This window comes from Microbacterium sp. (assembly GCF_032084865.1).
Classification (GTDB): Bacteria; Actinomycetota; Actinomycetes; order Actinomycetales; family Microbacteriaceae; genus Microbacterium.
Genome location: NZ_DAMDLU010000087.1, coordinates 1 through 4,907, shown reverse-complemented (window position 1 = coordinate 4,907; position 4,907 = coordinate 1). Strand labels below are relative to the sequence as shown.

6 protein-coding genes are annotated in these 4,907 nt (G+C 67.9%); 3 read left to right on the top strand and 3 right to left on the bottom strand.

Going from position 1 to position 4,907, the window contains the following annotated elements; translation table 11 throughout:
• The coding region (locus tag RT309_RS09970; protein WP_313356718.1) for a M23 family metallopeptidase at window positions 1-309 on the top strand (309 nt) is incomplete at its 5' end.
• An 87-nt stretch (window positions 310-396) separates the two neighbouring features.
• On the opposite strand, the gene ppa is transcribed toward RT309_RS09970, so the two are convergent.
• From ppa to RT309_RS09955, 3 genes are read right to left on the bottom strand one after another with little or no spacing between them, the layout of a single operon-like run.
• On the bottom strand, window positions 397-888 hold the full coding sequence (ppa, locus tag RT309_RS09965) for an inorganic diphosphatase (RefSeq protein WP_313356717.1): 492 nt from the start codon (window positions 886-888) through the stop codon (window positions 397-399).
• A gap of 44 nt (window positions 889-932) precedes the next feature.
• Window positions 933-1,553 carry a TMEM175 family protein gene (locus RT309_RS09960; protein ID WP_313356716.1) on the bottom strand — a complete coding sequence of 207 codons (621 nt, stop codon included), beginning with the start codon at window positions 1,551-1,553 and terminating at the stop codon, window positions 933-935.
• A complete protein-coding gene (locus tag RT309_RS09955) occupies window positions 1,550-2,524 on the bottom strand; it encodes a LysR family transcriptional regulator (RefSeq protein ID WP_313356715.1) in 975 nt (324 codons plus the stop codon). The genes RT309_RS09960 and RT309_RS09955 overlap by 4 nt, the downstream gene beginning before the upstream one ends.
• 105 nt (window positions 2,525-2,629) lie before the next feature.
• Between RT309_RS09955 and RT309_RS09950 the strand changes: the two genes are divergently transcribed.
• Both RT309_RS09950 and RT309_RS09945 read left to right on the top strand, forming a co-directional pair.
• On the top strand, window positions 2,630-4,003 hold the full coding sequence (locus RT309_RS09950) for an MFS transporter (RefSeq protein WP_313356714.1): 1,374 nt from the start codon (window positions 2,630-2,632) through the stop codon (window positions 4,001-4,003).
• Window positions 4,004-4,049: 46 nt separating this feature from the next.
• The gene (locus tag RT309_RS09945; protein WP_313356713.1) at window positions 4,050-4,847 is read left to right on the top strand and encodes a 3-hydroxybutyrate dehydrogenase; all 798 of its coding nucleotides are present in this window, start codon (window positions 4,050-4,052) and stop codon (window positions 4,845-4,847) included.
• Window positions 4,848-4,907 lie beyond the last annotated feature (60 nt).

The window sequence follows — 4,907 nt, the reverse complement described above, 5'->3', positions numbered from 1 at the left end:
GGCACCGATTTCGCGAACGGGTGCGGCGCGCCGATCTACGCGGCATCATCAGGCCGGGTGGATGCCGCGTTCTACAACAGCGGCTTCGGCAACTGGGTGCGCATCCAGCACGGCGGCGGCATCGCCACCAGCTACGCCCACATGTCGCGCTACGCGGTCTCGAACGGCCAGCAGGTCAGCGCCGGTCAGGTCGTCGGGTACGCGGGCAACACCGGCGCCTCCCAGGGGTGCCACCTGCACTTCGAGGTGTACATCAACGGCGGCCGCACCAACCCGTACAACTTCCTGGCTGCCCGCGGCGCGCTCTGATCCGCACCAGAGCTGAGAACCGAAGAACCCCCGGCCGAGCGGCCGGGGGTTCTCGCTTCGACAGGTTCAGCGACCCATCGGACAGGCTCAGTGCCCTTCGCCGGCGAAGCGCTCGATGGCCTCGTCGAGGATGCGCTGCGCCTCGGCGGCGTCGCCCCAGGCGTCGACCTTGACCCACTTGTTGGGCTCGAGGTCCTTGTAGTGCTCGAAGAAGTGTGCGATCTCCTTCTTCGTGTACTCGGCGATGTCGTCGATGTCCTGGATGTGGGCCCAGCGCGGGTCCTTGGAGAGCACGGCGACGAGCTTGTCGTCTCCGCCGGCCTCGTCGCTCATCTTCAGCACCGCGACGGGGCGGACCTCGACGACGACGCCCGGGTAGATGGCGTGGTCGAGGAGCACCAGCACGTCGAGCGGGTCGCCGTCCTCGCCGAGCGTGTTGTCGAAGTAGCCGTAGTCGGCCGGGTATCCGAAGGTGGTGTACAGGACACGGTCGAGGTGGACGCGACCGGTCTCGTGGTCGACCTCGTACTTCACGCGGCTGCCGCGCGGGATCTCGATGACGGCGTCGTGTGCGCCCATGTGCTGTTCTCCTTGAAATCGACGGTCGGATGCCGGGCACCAGCCTACCTGCGCAGCCGCAGCAGCCCCCGCTCGAGCGGTCCGACCAGCACGAGCAGCAGCAGTGCGAGGTACCCGATCGGGTGCACCCACGCCGCCAGGCCCAGCGCGACGAGGAAAAGGATGATGGCCGAGACGTCTCCCGCGCAGCCGCGTCGCAGAGCCTCGAGGGGGATGTCAGCGAGATCGCGATGGCGCAGCAGGTAGAGCTTCGCAGTCAGTGTGGCGACCTGCGTCATGATGAGTGTGCCGATATACACGGTCGCCTGCACGGCATCCATCGACAACTGGCCGAGCAGCGCGGTCGGCACCGGAAGCCACACGATGGTCAGCAGCCAGCCGATGTTGATCCACAGCAGGGTGGGCGTGATCGCGGTCACCCGGCGATAGACCTGGTGGTGCTCCATCCAGAACGTCGCGATGAGCACGAAGCTGAGGATGAAGCTGATCAGCTGGCCCGACGTCGCACGAAGGAACTCAGCCGTCTGGATGCCGCGCCCAGCGGCATCCGTGACCGACTCCAGCAACGGCAGGATCAGCAGCGTCATCGCGATCGCGACCACCGCGTCGGTGAACGCCGTGAAGCGCTCCGGCGCGAACCGGGTCGGCAGCGTCGCCTTGTTCACGGCCCCAGGGTACGTCCGCGCGCGCTGCGCGCGCCACCGCTCCGGCCGGAGACAGGCCCGACGCCCAGCAGCTGTGACTGCACCTGCGCGGTGCGGCGGCGCAGGGCATCCGCCACCGCCGCGACCGCGGGCTGGCGCAGCGAGTCAGCCCGCACCACGAGCCAATACGGCAGCCGCTCATCGAACTCGTCGGAAAGCAGGCGGACGAGATCCGGATGCCGGTTCGCGAGGAAGCAGGGGAGGAAGCCGATCCCCGCGCCGGCCCGCGTCGCCTCGACATGCACGAACACATTCGTCGAGCTCAGAGAGTCTCGCATCCCCGGCACCAGCCGGCGCGGAGCGTCGAGGTCGTCGACCTGCAGCATCGAGTCGACGAAGTAGACGAGCGGGTGGCCGGAGAGGTCCTCGATGGTCGACGGGGTGCCGCATTCGTCCAGGTACTCACGTGACGCGTACATCCCGAGTGCGTACTCGCCGAGTCGGATCGCCTCGGCGCGGTGCACCTGCGGCTCTCCGACGACGATCTCCATGTCGAGACCGGAGCGATGCTGCAGCGCGCGCCGCGTGACGTTCTCGATCTCGACGCTGAGTCGCGGATGCCTGCGGCGCAGCTGCGCGACCGCAGGGGCGATCACGAAGCCGCTGAACCCGTCGGTCGACGAGATGCGCACCACTCCGGCTATCGGGTCACCGGGGCCGTCGCTGTGCAGGATGCCGTTCATCGCGCGTTCGACATCTTCCGCCGCACGCGTGGCCCGGCGACCGAGATCGGTGAGCTCCCATCCGCCTCCGCTGCGCGCGAGCACGCGCCCACCCAGCGAGCTCTCGAGGGCGGTGATCCGGCGCGACACTGTGGTGTGGTTGAGCCCGAGGGTGTCGCCCGCGGTCGTGAACCGACCCGATCGCGAGACCTCGAGCAGGACGATCAAATCATGCGGATCTGGTGCGGCGCGGCGAAGGGGCGATGTCATATCTGCAATTCTGCACATGGGCTCTGCTGGTCTGGTCATTGATGCACAGTGCGGAGCGTGTCGATACTGGCTGAGAACGCGACCTCACCACACGAAGGAGTGCACATGAGCGTCCACAACGCCAACGCGGCAGCCGAGCCCCAGACATCCGGGCTCAAGAAGATCGTCGCCGCCTCGATGGTCGGCACCGTCGTCGAGTGGTACGAGTTCTTCCTCTACGCCACGGCCGCATCGCTGATCTTCGGCAGCTACTTCTTCCCGAATGCCGGCACGGAGCTCGACGGCATCATCGCCGCCTTCCTCACGTACGCGGTCGGTTTCATCGCGCGTCCGCTCGGCGGCATCGTGTTCGGGCAGATCGGCGACCGCCTGGGCCGCAAGCACACGCTGCAGATGACGATCATCCTCGTCGGCGTGGCCACCTTCCTGATGGGATGCCTGCCCGGCTTCAACGCCATCGGGTACTGGGCCCCCGCCCTTCTCGTGGTGCTGCGCTTCATCCAGGGTTTCGCGGTCGGTGGTGAGTGGGGCGGCGCCGTGCTGCTCGTCGCCGAGCACAGCCCTGACCGCTCGAGAGGCTTCTGGTCGAGTTGGCCGCAGGCCGCGGTTCCCGTCGGCAACCTGCTCGCCACCCTGGTGCTTCTCGGGATGTCGTGGCTGCTGCCGGCAGATCAGTTCCTCGGCTGGGGCTGGCGCGTGGCGTTCTGGGCCTCGGCGATCGTCGTGATCATCGGGTACTACATCCGCACCCACGTCAGCGAAGCGCCGATCTTCCTCGAGGCCCGCGCCCAGATCGAAGCCGACAAGACGGCCGGCTACGGCGTGCTGGAGGTCGTCAAGAAGTACCCGCGCGGCATCTTCGGGGCGATGGGCCTGCGCTTCGCGGAGAACATCCTGTACTACATCATCGTGTCGTTCACCATCGTGTACCTGAAGACGGTGCACGAATACGACACCAGTCAGCTGCTGCTCGCGCTGCTCGTCGCACACGTCATCCGCTTCGTCGTCATCCCGCAGGCCGGCCGCCTGTCCGACACCTTCGGCCGCCGGCCGGTGTATCTTGCCGGAGCCGTGCTCGGTGCGCTCTGGGCGTTCTTCGCCTTCCCCATGTTCGACACCCTCAACCCGCTGATCATCATCGCCGCCGTCTCGATCGGACTCTGCTTCCACGCGCTGATGTACGCCGGTCAGCCGGCGATCATGGCCGAGATGTTCCCGACGCGCATGCGGTACTCGGGGGTCTCGCTCGGCTACCAGGTGACGTCGATCGTCGCGGGGTCGCTCGCGCCGATCATCGCGACCGCACTGCTGCAGGAATTCAGCTCGTGGGTGCCCGTCGCGATCTACGTCGCCATCGCCTGCGCGATCACCGCCGTCGCCGTGATCACGCTGCGCGAGACCAAGGGCGCGTCCCTGCTGGCGGTGGACGAGGCGGATGCCGTCACCCACGGCCTCCGCACCGAGGGCGCGCGCGCCTGAGATCCCGCCGCTTCCGCAGCATCCGCCAGCTCGACCGAGGAACGACATGACTTCACAGCCCGACACCCCGCAGCACGCCACAGCGAAACCGCTCACGGGGCGTCGGGCGCTGGTCACCGGCGGCGCGAGCGGCATCGGCCTCGCCGTCGTCGAGACACTCGCCGGCCGGGGCGCGCACGTCATCGTCGCCGACCGCGACGCCGAGGGATGCAGCCGAGCGGCGCAGTCGGTCGGCGGCAGCGCGTGGGCCGTCGATCTGCTCGACCGCGATGCGCTGACCGACGACCGACTGGCCGACGTGCTCGACGGCGTCGACATCCTCGTCAACAACGCAGGAATACAGCACGTCAGCCCGATCGAGGACTTCGATCCGAGTGCTTTCCGGCGCATGCTCGTGCTCATGCTCGAAGTGCCCTTCCTGCTCGTGCGAGCGGCGCTGCCCGGCATGTACGAACGCGACTTCGGTCGGGTGATCAACATCTCGTCGGTGCACGGGCTGCGCGCCTCGCCGTACAAGTCCGCGTACGTGACGGCAAAGCACGGGCTGGAGGGACTCTCGAAGGTCACCGCGCTCGAGGGCGGCGCTCACCGTGTGACGAGCAACTGCGTCAACCCCGGGTACGTTCGCACCCCGCTGGTCGAGAAGCAGCTCGCCGATCAGGCGCGGGTGCACGGGATCGACGAGGCCGAGGTGCTCGATCGCATCCTGCTCACCGAGAGTGCGATCAAGCGCCTCGTCGAGCCGGCCGAGGTCGCGTCTCTCGTCGCGTGGCTCGCGAGCGACGACGCCGCCATGGTGACCGGAGCGAGCTACACGATGGACGGCGGCTGGTCGGCGCGTTGACCGCTCGTCGCCTTTCCGCCGCGGGTGGGCGCCGCGCTAGCGTGGAGCCGTGCCCTCGCT

What these genes read in the sequence shown, in the direction of transcription:
- ppa (WP_313356717.1), bottom strand. Translation starts at nt 888, where the DNA reads ATGGGCGCACACGACGCCGTCATCGAGATCCCGCGCGGCAGCCGCGTG.
- RT309_RS09955 (WP_313356715.1), bottom strand. Translation starts at nt 2,524, where the DNA reads ATGACATCGCCCCTTCGCCGCGCCGCACCAGATCCGCATGATTTGATC.
- RT309_RS09945 (WP_313356713.1), top strand. Translation starts at nt 4,050, where the DNA reads ATGACTTCACAGCCCGACACCCCGCAGCACGCCACAGCGAAACCGCTC.
- RT309_RS09950 (WP_313356714.1), top strand. Translation starts at nt 2,630, where the DNA reads ATGAGCGTCCACAACGCCAACGCGGCAGCCGAGCCCCAGACATCCGGG.